Origin of the sequence: Simkania negevensis Z, assembly GCF_000237205.1 — a bacterium.
In the GTDB taxonomy this organism is placed as follows: domain Bacteria; phylum Chlamydiota; class Chlamydiia; order Chlamydiales; family Simkaniaceae; genus Simkania; species Simkania negevensis.
This window is the reverse complement of the sequence record NC_015713.1, coordinates 1,649,394-1,662,669: the sequence shown is the minus strand read 5'-3', so window position 1 is coordinate 1,662,669 and position 13,276 is coordinate 1,649,394. Positions and strand designations below refer to the sequence as shown.

General features: G+C 42.2%; 12 protein-coding genes. 9 read left to right on the top strand and 3 right to left on the bottom strand.

All coding sequences use genetic code 11. The annotated features are described in order from the left end of the window. Positions 1-22: 22 nt before the first annotated feature. Genes SNE_RS08180 through pncA form a run of 3 tightly spaced genes read left to right on the top strand, consistent with a single transcriptional unit; the run spans position 23 to position 2,523 of the window. On the top strand, positions 23-397 hold the full coding sequence (locus SNE_RS08180; protein WP_013943930.1) for a hypothetical protein: 375 nt from the start codon (positions 23-25) through the stop codon (positions 395-397). 51 nt (positions 398-448) lie between these two features. Continuing rightward, positions 449-1,915, top strand: coding sequence for a nicotinate phosphoribosyltransferase (locus SNE_RS08175; RefSeq protein WP_013943929.1), 1,467 nt, complete (start codon positions 449-451; stop codon positions 1,913-1,915). Continuing rightward, on the top strand, positions 1,912-2,523 hold the full coding sequence (gene pncA / locus SNE_RS08170) for a bifunctional nicotinamidase/pyrazinamidase (RefSeq protein WP_041418961.1): 612 nt from the start codon (positions 1,912-1,914) through the stop codon (positions 2,521-2,523). The genes SNE_RS08175 and pncA overlap by 4 nt, the downstream gene beginning before the upstream one ends. Positions 2,524-2,569: 46 nt before the next feature. On the opposite strand, the gene SNE_RS08165 is transcribed toward pncA, so the two are convergent. Continuing rightward, positions 2,570-3,799 (bottom strand): ATP-binding protein, encoded by a 1,230-nt coding sequence (locus SNE_RS08165; protein WP_013943927.1) that lies wholly within the window; start codon positions 3,797-3,799, stop codon positions 2,570-2,572. A 287-nt stretch (positions 3,800-4,086) separates the two neighbouring features. On the opposite strand from SNE_RS08165, the gene SNE_RS08160 reads away from it, so the two are divergent. The 3 genes from SNE_RS08160 (at position 4,087) to SNE_RS08150 (ending at position 8,246) form a co-directional block, all read left to right on the top strand. Then, positions 4,087-5,508, top strand: a complete 1,422-nt coding sequence (locus SNE_RS08160) for a TolC family protein (RefSeq protein ID WP_013943926.1) — start codon at positions 4,087-4,089, stop codon at positions 5,506-5,508. A 9-nt stretch (positions 5,509-5,517) separates the two neighbouring features. Further along, the gene (locus tag SNE_RS12360) at positions 5,518-6,429 is read left to right on the top strand and encodes an HlyD family secretion protein (protein ID WP_013943925.1); all 912 of its coding nucleotides are present in this window, start codon (positions 5,518-5,520) and stop codon (positions 6,427-6,429) included. 185 nt (positions 6,430-6,614) lie between these two features. Then, complete coding sequence (locus tag SNE_RS08150; protein ID WP_013943923.1) at positions 6,615-8,246, top strand: MFS transporter; 1,632 nt, start codon at positions 6,615-6,617, stop codon at positions 8,244-8,246. Here SNE_RS08150 and SNE_RS08145 read toward each other — a convergent pair. After that, positions 8,239-8,496 (bottom strand): DUF167 domain-containing protein, encoded by a 258-nt coding sequence (locus SNE_RS08145; RefSeq protein ID WP_013943922.1) that lies wholly within the window; start codon positions 8,494-8,496, stop codon positions 8,239-8,241. The genes SNE_RS08150 and SNE_RS08145 overlap by 8 nt on opposite strands. Before the next feature lie 160 nt (positions 8,497-8,656). Between SNE_RS08145 and SNE_RS08140 the strand changes: the two genes are divergently transcribed. Genes SNE_RS08140 through SNE_RS08130 form a run of 3 tightly spaced genes read left to right on the top strand, consistent with a single transcriptional unit; the run spans position 8,657 to position 12,412 of the window. After that, the gene (locus SNE_RS08140; RefSeq protein ID WP_013943921.1) at positions 8,657-9,856 is read left to right on the top strand and encodes an amino acid permease; all 1,200 of its coding nucleotides are present in this window, start codon (positions 8,657-8,659) and stop codon (positions 9,854-9,856) included. A 28-nt stretch (positions 9,857-9,884) separates the two neighbouring features. Next, entirely contained in the window at positions 9,885-11,879 is a 1,995-nt protein-coding gene (locus SNE_RS08135) for a hypothetical protein (protein ID WP_013943920.1), read from the top strand. Beyond that, complete coding sequence (locus SNE_RS08130) at positions 11,876-12,412, top strand: type III secretion system chaperone family protein (RefSeq protein ID WP_013943919.1); 537 nt, start codon at positions 11,876-11,878, stop codon at positions 12,410-12,412. Before SNE_RS08135 ends, SNE_RS08130 begins: the two co-directional genes overlap by 4 nt. 10 nt (positions 12,413-12,422) lie before the next feature. Here the strand turns inward: SNE_RS08130 and SNE_RS08125 are convergent, their stop codons facing one another. Further along, entirely contained in the window at positions 12,423-13,244 is an 822-nt protein-coding gene (locus SNE_RS08125) for a CPBP family intramembrane glutamic endopeptidase (protein ID WP_013943918.1), read from the bottom strand. Positions 13,245-13,276: the final 32 nt, after the last annotated feature.

Genomic DNA, 13,276 nt, shown 5'->3' with positions numbered 1-13,276 from the left:
GAGTGCATTAATTGGAGTGAGGATGGGAAAGAAGATCGGGCTTTTCGCATTGTGTTTCATCTTATTAGGATTTGGTATTCAAGCTTTGGTCAAAGAGCTTCCTCCCGATCAGTGGAAGCAAGAAGTCGAGAATATCGATAATACGATTAGTAAACTTACTGATTTAAGAGACAAAGAGCTTGCTCGTGCTGCCCGCCGTCAAAATGATGGGGATCGGCTTCAGTTTCAATCTCATAACCTTCTCGATGCCAAAAGAGCATGGGCTGATGCCGATGCCAGTCGTGAAATTGCTGCGCGCTATCAACAAGAAATCGATCAGCTTGAAATGCGTAAGGCGGAACTGTTACAAAAACATGGGGTTGAGTATACTCCACCAGTTACGTCACAAGTAAGTTAGGGTCACATGACCTTTTTGTGATGGCGCACTCATCAAGCAAGCAGGATAAACATGAAAGCAGATCAGGGGGGATTCTATCGCTGCTCACTAGCACTCCTCACAGATCTCTATGAGCTGACAATGGCTTATGGCTATTGGAAGCTTGGGATGACAAATCAAAAAGCTGCCTTTTCCCTCTTTTTCCGTAGGCGTCCTTTTCAAGGAAGCTTTGCAATTGCTGCAGGACTTGAAACCGCTATCGCATTCATTAAGAATTTTCATTTTGAAGAGTCAGATCTGACATACTTGGAGAGTTTGAAGACTTATAACGGTAAGCCTCTCTTTGAGTCGGGATTTCTTAACTATTTGAAGGGTTTTTCCTTTGATTGTGATATCGATGCGGTGGTGGAAGGAACTCCTGTTTTTCCTTATGAGCCCCTTTTAATTGTGCGAGGATCGATCCTGCATGCACAATTGCTAGAAAGCTCGCTACTAAACATCATCAACTTTCAAACTCTGATTGCGACCAAAGCGTCGCGCATTTGTTGTGCCGCAGAAGGAGATGAGGTGATTGAATTTGGGCTCCGGCGTGCACAGGGAATTGATGGAGCACTTTCTGGAACGCGCGCATCTTATGTTGGTGGGTGTCACAGCACCTCAAATGTCATTGGTGGCAAGTATTTTGGTATTCCAGTGAAGGGAACGCATGCACATAGCTGGATCATGGCATTTGATCAAGAAAAAGAGGCTTTTAAAGCCTATACAGAGGCCCTTCCCGATAACTGCATTTATCTCGTAGACACTTATGACACAGTTCAAGGAGTGAAACACGCTATTGAGGTTGCAAAAGAAAAAGGAAGCAAAATGCTAGGAGTTCGCCTTGATTCGGGGGATTTGGCTCATCTCAGTATTGAGATTCGGAAGCTACTCGATGAAGCTGGGTTTCAAGATGCAAAAATCATGGCGAGCAATGAGCTCGATGAGCTCATCATTCGTGATCTTAAGAAGCAAGGATGCAAAATCAACTTGTGGGGAGTGGGGACAAACCTGATCACTGCCAAAGATCAGCCAGCACTAGATGGAGTGTACAAGCTCTCTGCAATTCAAGACGAAAAGGGGAACTGGGTTCCAAAGATCAAAATTTCTGAGCAGATTGTAAAGACAACAAATCCAGGGATTTTGCAGGTGCGCCGTTATATGAATGCTCAGGGGCAATATCTTTCAGATATGCTGTATGAGATGGAGTCTCTTGCTCCCTCTCATCCTGAAATTATCGATCCGATAGATCCCACTCGTCAAAGGCAAGTTGCAGATAAAACCAAGTATAAAGACCTTCTTATTCCGATCTTTCGTGGAGGAAAGTGTGTCTATGAGTCTCCTTCTTTACAAGAGATTCGGGCTCATACACTTGCCGAGCTGGACCGTTTTGCACCGGCAGTTCGTCGTTTTCTCTATCCTGAGCCCTACTTTGTCGGTCTTGAAAAAAGTGTCTACAACCGTAAGCTTGAGCTCATCGAATCGTTGCGAGGTCATAGATGATGGAAGCTCTAATCGTTGTCGATATCCAATATGACTTCATGCCTAGTGGAGCACTTGGAGTGAAAAAAGGAGATGAAGTCATTCCCGTCATTAATAGCTTCATTGGAAAGTTTTCCCTTGTGATTGCGTCCCAAGATTGGCATCCCGAAAATCATGTCAGCTTTGCGAAAACGCATGGGAAAGAAGTTGGGGAGAAAATCAAAGTCGACGGAATTGAGCAAATCCTTTGGCCGGTGCATTGCGTTGAGCATACGCATGGTGCTGCCCTTGTCAAAGAGCTGAACAAAGACCGGATTCACAAGTATTTTCATAAGGGGAATAATCCGGAAATTGACAGTTATAGCGCCTTTTTTGACAATGAGCGGTTGCGTGAAACGGGCCTTGATGAATTTCTTCGGATTAAAAATGTCACCAAGGTCTTTTTGGCTGGTCTGACGACAGAGTACTGCGTGCTATATACGGCTATGGATGCGCTAGAACTCGGGTATGAAGTGGCAGTGGTTCTTGATGCCTGTCGTCCTGTCAACTTAGATCCCCATGACGAAAAGCATGCCATCGAAAAGATGCGCAAAGCTGGCATCGAAATCGTCTACTCCAAGTCTCTTTAACATGTTTTATATTAACCCGAACTCTGTATGCTGAGCGGTAAAGTTTTCAAAGCTCCCAAAGGGATTGTATCGGGAAAGCCCAAATATTCTCATCTAATTGTTGGATTTGTGTTCCAAGATGTAGAATAATTCCATTGGAGAAAGATTTTTTTGCAATGGTTTTTAAATGTTTGAGTCCTTTAAGGTCTCCATTGTGAATAGTGTTAGCGCTTTTCACTTCAATGCCGACTAAAGTTCCGTCGAATCTTTCTAGTACAAAATCAACTTCAATATCACGATCTCGAAAATGATAAAGTTCAAAAGGGACGTTCGACCAGCTTTTTTGCTTTAATAACTCTGAAAAAACAAAACTTTCTAACACTTGTCCAGTAAAAGTGGGATCCCCTTCTAAGTTGTCAGAATCCATACCTAAAACAGTTGTGAGAATTGCGGTGTCACAAAGGTACATTTTTGGAGATTTTGTCAGTCTTTTTCCCTGATTAGAATGCCAAGAGGGAAGTAGATATACGAAATATAGAGCTTCTAAAAGACGAAGATATCGTTTAAGGGTGACGTGAACCATTCCCAGTGATCTAGAAAGCTGCGAGACATTTAAAAGAGTTCCTGTTCGAGATGCTAAAAGTCTAAATAGATTTGGGAATTCGCGTAATCCTTCAATATTTGCGAGATCTCGAACATCTCTTTCCATAATTGTTTGAAGATAAGATTTCATCCACCTGTTTAAGTCTTCGATTGTGACTAGATCTTGAACAGGGGGGAATCCACCCCAGAGCAAGATTTCATAAAGGGTTTCATGAGAAAGCTTTGAAAGGTTTTTTGGGGAAAATTTAGTTTCAAAAATGGTTGAGATAAAGCGTTCTTTTTTTTCGATGATTTCTCCATAAGAAAACGGGAACATGTTGAGAATGCCTATCCTTCCTGCTAACGAGTCGCCCAGTCTAGGAATGAGAAATGGATTTGCAGATCCAGTAATCAGGTACCGCCCAGGTTTTTTATTTTCATCAACGTCTTTTTTTATAGATAAAAAGATTTCAGGTACTCGTTGTACTTCGTCGATTATAACAGGTTTTGGTAATGACTCTAGCCATCCTGAAGGGTCTCTTTTAGCGTTTGCTAGAGTGAGTGCATCGTCAAAGGTGTAAAAGGTGTAGCCCTTTTTTTGGGCTATAGACTTTGCGAGTGTTGTTTTTCCGGTTTGTCTAGCACCTGTGATGAGAACAACAGGCATGATTTTGAGAAAGGCCTTGAGCTCTTCTTCAATATTTCTTCTAAGCATATCTTTCCTTCTATGTTGCAAAATTTAACACTTGTTGTTAAATTTTGCAACATATAGTGTAATATCTTGATATTTAGTATGTTGTAATTCTGTTTGATAGGTTTTGGCGAAGAGTTTGGATGGGATTTACTCTTAAACCTATCTCATGAAATAAGGATCAAAATGAAAAAGAAAAGATTCCAAAAAGGATGGAATAAAAAATATCTTTAATATTGGATAGGTTCTGAGGTTGAAGAAATAACATAGAAGAGATATGTAAAACTTAATACGACATATCTTTTTTAAGTATGAGATTCTTCAGTTTTGCATTTGTTTGTTTTGGATTAAGCTTTGCTTCTTTACGTTGTGAAGAAGTGGTGACACTCGATTTGACACGAGCTGAAGAGATTGCACTTGAGAAAAACCAACATCTCAAAGAGGTCGATAGCCTTGTTGAAAAAGCTCGCCTCGGTCACTTAATCAGTGTGTCGGATTGGATGCCGCAACTCGAACTCACTTCTCAAGCATTTCAAACCCAACATGACCAAAACATCGGGTCGATGAATAAGAGCTCTTTTATGACCCAAATTCTCATGACACAAACCCTTTTTTCGTCTGACAAGATGTACAATTTGCAGCTGACAAAATTGGCTTATAAAGAGTTGCAGTTGATCCGACTGAGCATCATCAACGATATCTTGTATCAAGTACGTCGTGGGTATTACCAAGTGATCCTGGATTTGAATCAAATCGAAACGGCGGTGACCCATGTTGAAGTTCTCAAGGCTTTAGCAGTCAGAATGGAGGATAGACTTCGCATCGGAACAGCAACGACCTTTGATGTGAACCAAAGTCAGGTGGCGGTTTCAAACGCCCTTTCGGTTTACTACAAAATGGTCAAAAAACTAAGAGTCGATCTCAACAAGCTTGCAAAGACATTGGGCTATGAACCGGGAGCGGTGGCTTTAGAGATCTCTGAAAAGGAAATTCCGGTTTCTCAAATAGATCTCCTTAGGAAAAAATTAGAGGGGCAAGAGCAAGTTTTCCTCAAAACACCAGTCACGACAGGGCTCATTTTTCCTTCGTCGAATCCAAGGAATCAGGCGGAGTGGATTGACCATCTGTTTTCCAAAGATGAGATGCAGCAGTGGGAACGGATTGCGATGGAGTCTCGCCCCGACTTGAGGCAAGCCGAGAACATGATTGATCAGGCTAAGACAAATGTGAAAAAAGCTCAGGGCCAATATTTACCGCAGCTTGAGTTTCAAGCCCAGTACGGGGGAGAGCCTACCCCATATGTGGAGTTTCCCAATTCGAGCTTTCTCAACCAAAACTTTCAATGGGGTGTGGGAGTGGTTTTGACGTGGAACATTTTTGATAGCTTGCGTCGGGAGCGAAAGATTTGGTCAGCAAAAGCGCAGGTTTCGGCTCAAAAATCAAGTCTGAGTTTTCGCGTGCAAGAAGCTCTAGAAGAGGTGCGCAATCAGATCTTTTCGATTGAAAGTGCTATTGCGAGAAAGGTTTCTTCGGAGGGGAATGTAAGACTTGCAGATCAAACATTGGCTCAGGCTGGTGAAAAAATGGAAATTGGATACATTTCGATTTTTGATTACCAAATTTCCATCAACAATTTCATCGAAGCAAAAAACAATTTTTTAGAGGCTCAATTTGAGCTTATTGATTCCTACTATCAGTTGCGTCACGCAAGTGGGATTGATGTGAATATGTGAGGATATGAGATGACGGATGTGAAACAAAAAAAATTCTCATGGGGCTATCTTGTAGGCGCAGTTGTGGTTGTTGCGCTTGCGATAGGTAGTTACTGTATCTACCGATACGAAAGTGAATATGTCTCGACAAACGACGCATTTATTGATGCTTTCCGGATCGACTTATCCCCAGATATATTGGGTCGAATCGTTGATCTCACTGTTGATGAAGGAGACTTTGTTCAGCAAGGTCAGATTGTGGCAGTGATTCAACAAGATATCTTTGAGTCGCAAAAGCTTGAGGCTGAAGCAGCTTTAGAAAGTGCCATCAAGAATGTGGCGCTTCAAAAAGCTCATTTAGCAAAGGTGCGCAACGATTATTTGAGGGCGCAGCAGGGAATTCGAGATCAAATCATCTCCTCGCAAGATTTTGACCACAAGCAAAAAGACTTTGAAATGGCAGAGGCGGCCTATACAAAAGCAGAGGCGGACGCATTGCATGCTGAAACGAAGGTGGGGCTTATCAATACCTACCTCAATCACACCTTGATTTATGCCCCTTTTGATGGACAAATTGCCAAGCGATGGGTGTTTACTGGAGATGTCATGCGTCCTGGACAGTCGATATTTACGATGTATGATCAGGGGCGTATATGGGTCCAAGCGAACTTAAGTGAGAAAAAGATTAAAAAAGTAAGACTGGGTAATGAAGTGGAGATTTCAGTCGATGCTTACCCCGGTCGAAAGTTTTACGGCAAAATCTTCACGATCAAATCTGCAGCAGCATCGCAGTTTTCTGTGATTCCTCAAAACAATGCAACGGGGAACTACACGAAAGTTGCTCAGCGTATTCCCATTAAGATTAGTTTAATTCCGGCCCAGCCCACCGAACCTCTCTATTTATTTCCCGGGATGAATGTCGAAGTGAAAATCAAGATTTAGGATCCTTATGACCCTGACCTACCATTTAAAAAGCATCATTTTCGCTTCTTTTTCTTCTCAGCCTTTTTGCCTCGAAAAGGACCGTTTGGTCCTTTCCATCAGCAAAAACACCGAGAATTTAAAAGAGCTCTCTCTCCTGAGGCTGAGTAAAATAAACCCAGAGCTCAGGTTAGTAGGATAGGCCTATGGCACTAAAACACCTGCTCAATTGGGATAAACCTCGCGTTGTCAATCCGAGCAATCCCTGCGTTCCCTGGATTGTTTTAGCTGTGATGATTTTGTCGACAATTTGTGCTATTGCTTCGGGTTTTGCGGGGATTGTGGCTGATGCATCCATTCAAGGAGCTTTGGTTATCGGGAGCCAAAAAAACTTGTGGCTTACGATTCTTTATTTTTTTATGACCGCTTTCATGGTTCCTATTGCCGATAAGTGCTCTATCCGCTTTGGTTACAAAACGGTTTTTTTTGTGGGGCTCATAGTCTTTTTTATTCCTAACTTTATTGCAGGGCTAACAGGCAATTATTGGGTGATGCTCATTTTTCGCTGTCTTTCTGCAGTAGGAGCTGGGGCAATTTTTCCAGCATCTTTGACTCTTGTAGATCATGTATTTACTAAGGAGAAGAAAACGGTTGCGATTGCGATATATGTAGCGCTGGCTTTTGGAGTGGGTACAGGGGGAGGTACATTTTTAGGAGGGTATTTAACAGATTTTTTTGGATGGCGTTGGATTTACTTTATTTTTCTCTTTTTTGCTCCAGTCGTTTTGATTCTCAACTGGATTTTTGTGCAGGAAACTGAAAGAAGAAGTGCGGGTCCTTTTGATTTTTGGGGAACGGTCTTTTATGCAGGGGCAGTGGGATCACTTGTCACCTGGATTCCCAATGTTAAAGCTCCTTGGAATACTGAGGGATTTACTTCGACACTGGCAATATCAACAACTGTGATTTTTTTTATTTCCCTTATTGGACTCATTTGGTGGGAAAAACGAGCTAAGTCTCCTCTTCTCAATTTGAGTTTATTTCGAATTCGCCCCTTTCTTTTGGGTAACACTGCAATTTTTGTTGTTGCAGTGACTTTCTTTTCTATGACAATGTCATTGACGTCAGTTTTTGAAGAGGGTCTTCTTTATTCCAAATACCGAGCAGCATTACTACAAGTTCCATTTGGAGTAAGTATTGGAATTTTTGGGGCGATGAGTGGACTTTTAAGCCCAAAAATTGGCGTTCGCATTCTCGCAATGATAGGAATGGTTATTACGGCAATCAGTTGTTTTACGATGCACAGCATTACAATTCAAAGTAGTCATGGAAGCTTTATCTGGCTGCAAGTCTTTCATGGAGCAGGAATCGGATTTGCTTTGGGACCATTAACGGCTCTTGCTTTGAAGAGAATTCAGCCTGAAAACATTGGTCAAGCTGTTGTGATTGTGACACTCTTTCGACAATTGGGAGGGTCGTTGGGACCCACAATCATGCAATTTATTCAGTATTTTCGTTATCCGTTCCATCTGCTCAGATTTGGAGAGCAAATGCAACTTAACTCTCCCGCCTTAGAAAATCATTTGGAAGAAAGCCGCATTTTTTTAGTTGAAAATGCGGGGTCGATCCCATCAGTTGGAGCTTATGGACAAGAGGGATTTACTGAGGCGGCTACCTTTAGGAGTTTTGACCAACTTAGGGAATATGCTTCAATTCAAGCGCAGATTTTATCGATCAATGATGCTTTCTGGCTTTTAGGGTGGGCTGTGGTGGTGATTTCTATTGTCATTGGGTTTTTTATGATCCGAGCTCGGATCAAAGAAGGAAGGATTAGTTAACCTTTTCTTGAAGAGAAGAGAGAGTTTCTCCTTCGATCTCGACGAGTTTTTGACGGCTCGTTTCTCCTTTCAAAATATGAATGCGTGATTTTGCAATTTTAAGCTTTTTGCTGAGGAGAGTGATGAGCGCTTCATTGGCTTTTCCCTTTTCTGGCGCGGCGGTGAGGCGCACTTTGAGCAGCTCTCCTTCCCAGCCGATGATCTCATTTTTCGCTGCTTTTGGGGTGACTTTTACTACGAAACTTGCCATTAACTCAACCTTTTGGTAATATGCAGGTTAACTGAAGGTTTGATTAATGTTGAGAAATTTTCTTTCCTCACACATCGATTCGTCTTTTCACCATGCCCACTAGGGCGCACGTATTTTTTTATCTCAGTTTTTTTTCAATTATGTTTTAATTTTAAGGTGAATGATGAATCGTCAAATCAGTTTTTCCCGCATTTTAAGCGGCACATTTTTAATCGCCGGCACCATGGTTGGAGCCGGAATGCTGGGGCTCCCTCTCGTCACAGGGGTGTCGGGTTTTGTCCCTGGAATCATAATCACACTTATCGTGTGGCTCTTCATGTATGCAACAGGTCTTCTCTTTTTAGAGGTGACGCTTTGGATGCCAGATGGAAGTAATGTCTTATCGATGTCGGGACGTTTTTTTGGCAAAGGGGGACGTTTACTATCTGGAGGGATGTTTATCTTTCTCTATTATTGCCTTATGGTAGCTTATTTTGCTGCCGGCGCCCCACTTTTAGCTGATGCCCTAAGAATGATCGGGCTTTCATTTTCGGGATGGGAGATGTTTCTCATTTTTGGGATTGTTTTCGGAACAATTGTGGCCATTGGTCCTAAATCGATCGACCGGGTTAATATTATCATGAGTGTGGCGATGGTTGGATCGTGGCTTGTTCTAATTGGAAGTGGTAGCTCAGAAGTCAAAATTGAGCAGCTATCCTATGTGAAGTGGCCAGCTATGATGTTTGCCATGCCGGTTTTATTTAGCGCGTTTGGATTCCACAACGTGATTCCCTCATTATGTACCTATTTAAAGCGGGATCGGAGGGCATTACGCATCTCTATTTTTTGGGGATCTATCTTGCCTCTTTGTGTCTACATCGTCTGGCAATGGCTGATCATTGGAGCCATTCCTAGAGAGGTGATTGCGGAAACCTTGGAAGCTGGAACACCTGTGACAGCGGCTTTTCAGTCGGTCACGGGTGAAGCCTACTTTGTTGCTGTGGGTCGTTTCTTTGCATTTTTTGCCATTGTCACTTCTGTTCTTGGAGTGGCTTTTTCAATGGTTGACTTTTTGGGGGATGGTTTTCGTGTTCCTCATCGCAAAGGGTGGAAGCGAATTGGGCTCACAGTCCTCACGTTCACTCCACCGTTTTTTTTAGCGGCACTAAATCCAGGAATTTTTAGCACAGCACTTGGTGTAGCGGGTGGATTTGGAGAAGCCTTTTTAAATGGGCTTTTGCCAATTGGTCTCATGTGGTCAGGAAAGTATGTTTGGAAGCTTAAAACCGATCTAAAGGTATTGGGAAATCGGTACTTGTTGACATTGCTAGGACTCTATGCTTTTTTAGTTATTGCCATAGAGATAGCTCAGCTGGTCTAATAATTAAAGATCGGGTACAAGGCGAAATATGGATATTCCAATTTCGCCACAACCTCGTGTGATTCGTAGTCGTCAAGACTTAAAGAAAGAAACGGACTCGTTTCATGAGTCCGTTTCAAAACTTATGGATGCAACTGATAAGAAGTTGGAGCAAGCGCCAGATCTCGATCAGTGGCATCGAGGGGGTGGAGATCTCTTGGCTAAAGCGTTTCATGCTGAAGAAGATGCTCTTAGAAAAGCTTTAGCTCATTTTGAAAAGACAATTCACTCCTGCCAAATAGCTCCGGATCTCTCAGAAGGAGAAAAGTCAGAGCTCGGTGTTCACTTTGAACATTTAATGGGCCTTCTTGATAGCGTCCAGGACCTCACAGCAAAAAAATTCACTAAAGCACGCGCACGCCTTTTAACGAAATATCTATGGGAAGAAATTGCCTTTTTAAAAGACCTTTCGATCGAAGCGAAGCAGGGAAAAACCGAGTTTATTGAGCGACTTCGAGAAAAATTTGATCCGAACCGCTTCAAAGAATTCATTGAGATTTACCGTCAAACAATGGATGAACTCGATATGATTTTAAAGGAACCGATTTCCATTCGTGGCGATATCCAAATGACTTTAAAAAAAGGGCGGATCCTCGAAACAAAAGAAGACCTTCTTTTAGCATTTACTGAGCTTAAACACGTCTTTAGCGATAAAATTAGCCTCTTTTTTTTAGCCTCGCAAGAAGTCCGTTCTTATGAAGACCTCAAAAATCAAGAAATTTTAGATAAGGTCCATTCACGCTTAAGACCTGAACGATCGACAATCGAAAAAGTGCTTGAGAAATTGTTTACGAAAAAGTTGATTTCTAATCCCAATGCGATTGCGCAACTGTCGCTTTCCCTTGCAGCGACTTCGAAAGTGACAGGAAAAACACCTGCTCAGGCAATGGGAGCAAGTTCAGGGTTATTATCTGTCGGTTTTGCTTTACCCGTATCGGCGTTTTCAATTTACAAAACGGGACATTCAATGTGGCGCCATCGAGAAGCTGCACGGGATTTGCGAGAATGCCAAGATATTTTCAAACATGCTCAGCTCATGGTAAACCAAGGGCAAACGATGCGAACCAATGCTCAAAAAGTGATTTTAGCAGATTCTTCTGTCGAAGAAGTTGAGCTTGCTCACAAAACACTAGAGCAGGGAACCCGTTTACTTGCCTTGGGATCCGATCTACAAGAAAAGGCAAGTTTAAATATCGAAGAGTTAAAAAGTGAAAAAGCCCGAATGAAAGCGCAAATGTTTATCTTCGGAACACTCACTGCTTCTCAATTGGCGACCGCTGCTAGCGGGGTGGGTACAATGCTGAAATCTCTTGTCGCCTCTTTTTCGACCACTGCAGCTGCTACAACATTGAATTGGGTTGGAATAGCCGGAGCTGGTCTAGGAGTTGTTTTGGGAACTGTAGGGATGGCAATGAATTTGAAAGGGCTTCACGATGATCAGAAAAAAATCGGGCTTTTAGCTGTACGGTCAAAAAAATTAGATCAGCTCAATCTGAAAATGCCCAATCAAGCTCTTTTACACGATCTAACAGTCATAGAAACCCATCTGAATCTTGTCGAGGCAGAGGCGTTAAAAATCAGCCAACGAAACAATTGGATCAGTTTTGCTTCAAATGCCTTTTTAGTTGTTGCTGGTGTCTTGGGAATTGCAGCTTTGCTCGCCTCAGGAGTGGCTTCAGGAGGACTCACTTATGCTGTCATCGGTGTGCTTGTTTTAGTCACAGTTATTGCTGTTTCACACTTTTTTCTCAAGCGCAGATGGCTTCAAAAGATTGATAATCAGATCAATCGAGACAAGGCAGATTGGAATCTGTTCTTGCAGGATTTAATAAGGAAAATTCAGTGGAGTGGAAAAGACAAACTCCCTATGGTGGAAATCATGAATTTCCTCGAGATTCCAACTGAAAAAAGAGAAGCTTTTGCGTTAAATCCCGAAGGATTTCTTAAACGTCGATATCAGCTACTATTGGAGGGCCGAAAGTGAAACTACATTTGACTGCGATTCAAAATTTTTTCAGTGATTCGGGTTTTGAGACCCATTTAGAAGGGGCATCGGAAGAAACTCCATTTGATCAACTTTTTGTCTCACTTGGTCGAGATGAGGAGATGCGAGATCTCACTCTACAAGTGCGACTATATGACCAAATTCTTCCAGAGGGGGCGCACCGCAATGAGCTGTCCCATCCTCGATTTCTAGACTTTTTCCTCGTCCTTCCCTTTGAAGTCAAAAACAAAGCCTTCCCTGAAGCAGCGCGTATGGTTTCACTTGTCAATAAGGTGACCTTACTTCCAGGGTTTATGCTGAGTGAAACCGATCATCTTCTCTATTATCGGTACATCTATCCCAGTTTGAGTGAAGAGTTTTTGCCTGCCAATCTCGAAATGATCCTCAGCACCATTCTCTATCAAGTAGAAACGTTTGCTAAGCCTCTTGAAGAAGTTGCTAAAGGAAGCAAAAGTTATGAAGAGATTGTCACTCAAGCGAATCAATATGTTCAGCGTGAGGTTAACGGGTAGTTTCATTTGATTAAGCAAAGAAACGCTTTTCGAAAAAAATAGCTTTGTTTTGAATAACAATAAAGGCCAGCACAAGGCAGAGCAACACAGTTGCAATGCACTTTGTCAGAGGCTCTGTTCTAAATAGCATTGCGGAAAGGTTAATCATTGAATGGAATAAAATAAGAGCGGGAATACTTCGGCCAGTTTGGTAGAAGATCCAATTCATGATAAATGCAATGACAAAGACACTTAAGAAGAAATTTAAAACATAGATCGGGCCTAGCTGAAAAAGTTGGTTTTGGTAACAACCTTTGACAAAGAAAAGAGGGAGATGCCAAAGAGCCCATAGAGTTCCAAATAAGACCGAGGTTACAAAAAGATTAAAATGTGATCTGAGGCTATCGACCCCATATCCTCGCCACCCAAACTCTTCAATCAAAGGAGCTAATACCAAGGGAACAAATATCCCAAGGATACTCCAGCCTTTCATCACACTGAGGCTTTTAGCGAGGAAAAACTGCTCGCTAGAGTAGCCAAAAGCTAAAGATATCCCTGTGGCAAGAAGCGTAAGACATGGCATGAACAAAATGATGATCATAAGATAAATCGGTTGGATTTTAACGAGGATGAGTCGTGACCAAAGGTCTTGAATCATTTCCTTATTTCCTGAGAAATAAGTCAGGGCAATTGCTGTGAGACAGGGCAAGAACAATGTGAGGCAGAGAAGAAGGATCACTTTGTCATTTTGACCACGGTTGCTGAAGTAGGCAACAAAAGGGGTGCAAGCTAAAGAGAACAAAATTGTAATGAGATAGAAAATCATGGGGTGGTAAGTAAGAGTGAATTTCATAGGGGATATCCTTTGTTTTGGTTGAGATGTTA